This is a genomic window from Streptosporangium sp. NPDC004631, assembly GCF_053601935.1.
Genome location: NZ_JBSGCR010000074.1, coordinates 1 through 1,869, shown reverse-complemented (window position 1 = coordinate 1,869; position 1,869 = coordinate 1). Strand labels below are relative to the sequence as shown.

The following is a 1,869-nucleotide window of genomic DNA, read 5'->3' as shown; positions in this document are numbered from 1 at the left end:
GGGGTGTCAGCGGCCCGGCTGGATGGTGATCAGTATCGGCTGTTCGGTGATCTGCAGGGTATGCGGGGCGGGCGTGGAGCGTCCGTCCAAGAATCGGATGGTGTCGGCGCCGCGATCGGCCGGCATCGAGGCGGTGCCCGATTCGGTCCAGCGGACGATGGCCCGGACAGGTTCCTGGCCGGCCGCGCTGTCCAGCACGAACCGGCATTGCCAGACCTGTGCCGGTAGCCCGTCGGTCCGGCCGTTGCCACAGGAGGTGATGCGGGCGCCGGCCAGCCAACGCTGGAGCGTGTCGACCGCGTAGGCCGCGGCGGTTGGTGGTCCGCCCACAGCTTGGAGCACCAGCGGGATCTTCGTGCCGCCCCAGTTGTAGAAGTACATGCGGTCGTATCGCACGTACATCCCGATCAGGTAGAAGCGCACCGCGTACGCGATGGCGTGTGCCTGGTCCAGTTTATGATCTTGGGCGATTCGGTAGACGGTCCCGGTGCTCCACAGCCGCGGATGTACTCCGGCCTCATGGAACGTGCGGTCGATGACGGCCGCGAGACGAACGAGGCTTTCTGGGGTGTCACCGTCGTGCTGCGGGGCGAGTTTCACACCTGCGGCATCGCACACCTGGTACCCGCCGGCTGCGGCGAAGTCGCGCAGGAACTGCTGGGAGGCAGGCTCCCACAGGTTCCCGATCGAGGGGCATACGAGGGTCGCGGCTGGATCGGCGCGGCGGATGACCGCGGCGGCTTGCTGCGTCATGCGGGCCAGCGTCGCGGCGTCGCCGGTGTAGAAGTGCGGTGAGGGCGCGAATGCCCACAGTTCGTAGGCATCGATCCCGTCCGCGTATCGGGTCGCGACGGCCTTGACGAAGTGGACCCAGTCCTTGAGATCATCGGGGGGCGCCGTGCGTGACCCGTCGGGGTAGGGGCCGAGTGGCGCGTTCGGCGCGGCCCACTGCGGCGTGCCGCCGAAGGTGTAGAGCACGGGAAGGTTCGCGCGGTGAGCGGAGCCGACGAGGCGGTCCAGGGTGGTCCAGTCGAACCGGTTGCGCGCGGGTTCGAGCAGGGACCAGAGGGTTTCGCTGTCCCATAATCGGATCCCGCCGACCCGGAAGGCCGGCATGGCCCCGCTGTCGCTGTTGATCGTGACGCCGAAGAACCCTGTGGGTACCAGGGTGGGTGGCCGCGACCAGGCCGGGCCGGGAATCCATTGCGGTGACGGATGCCCAGCCGCCCGCCGGTCCGCAGAAGAAGCCGCACTGATGACCACCACGGCGGCCAGGACACAGGCAAGGGCGATGAAGCGCATCGGTTTACGGCCGCGATGGGCTGAGCGCCGACCGTACGCGGCAGATGCGAATACCGGGTCTTGTGGGTGCGATGCCGCGGGTGCGAGAGCCGCTGCCGGATCCGCGACCGGTGGGGGAGCCGGCGCCGGGTTCGGCGCCGAGGTCCAGAGATCGTCGGCGATGGGTTTGCTGCCCGCTTTGAGGCGGGCGGTGTCGGCTTGGGCCCACAGCCGGTACAACTCCGCCAACTCCGCCTTGTTCGCCCCGCAGGACATCGCTATCCGCTCCACCATTCCGTAGCTGTCCGGCAGGACCCGACCCCGGCAGTACCGATGCAATGTGGAGGCGCTGGCGCCACAGCGGCCGGCGAGTTCCGCGTAGCTGCGGCCGCTCCGTTCCTTCAGCGAGTGCAAGAGTACGGCCAGTTCCGACACCTTCTCACCCCTGTTGTGCATCCTCACGTCCCAGTCCGGCGAATCCGTGCAGGTCCGATCAAGCGTCTCATCCCAGGCGCCAGCCGGGACACGCATCGCTTGTGCCGGCGTCATGTGGCCGAGCAATCTCAAAACGCCGAATTCCACGGCAAC

The 1,869-nt window shown here is 68.1% G+C and carries 1 protein-coding gene; it reads right to left on the bottom strand.

Annotated elements, in window-relative coordinates; genetic code table 11:
• Positions 1–6: 6 nt before the first annotated feature.
• Positions 7–1,869, bottom strand: a 1,863-nt coding sequence (locus ACWEF2_RS31575; RefSeq protein ID WP_453819905.1) for a helix-turn-helix domain-containing protein, incomplete at its 5' end; no start/stop codon positions are given.